This is a genomic window from Streptococcus sp. HMSC076C08 (assembly GCF_001810825.1).
Classification (GTDB): Bacteria; Bacillota; Bacilli; order Lactobacillales; family Streptococcaceae; genus Streptococcus.
In genome coordinates, this window is record NZ_KV802701.1 from 1 (window position 1) to 287 (window position 287).

The following is a 287-nucleotide window of genomic DNA, read 5'->3' on the forward strand; positions in this document are numbered from 1 at the left end:
TACTTTTTTACCTTTGTCAAGGACTTTTTTCAGTGAAGTTAATTTTTTCTTTTCTTCACTAATTTAACCACTGCTTCTGTTCGTGCAGTGTGGGGAAACATATCGACCGACTGGATATACTGGAGGTCATAGACTTTTACCAGTTTAACCAAATCTCGAGCCAAGGTCGAAACATTGCAGGATACATAGACCATTTTTTCTGGAACATAGGTTAGAATGGTATCCAACAGCTTATCATCTAAACCTGTACGAGGAGGATCGACTATCAAGGCATCTGCTCGGTAGCC

Annotated in this window: 1 pseudogene; it reads right to left on the reverse strand. The window is 40.1% G+C overall.

Annotated features, from left to right (window positions below):
- Positions 1–38: 38 nt before the first annotated feature.
- A pseudogene (locus HMPREF2766_RS00155) lies at positions 39–287 on the reverse strand (23S rRNA (uracil-5-)-methyltransferase RumA); the annotation flags it as partial.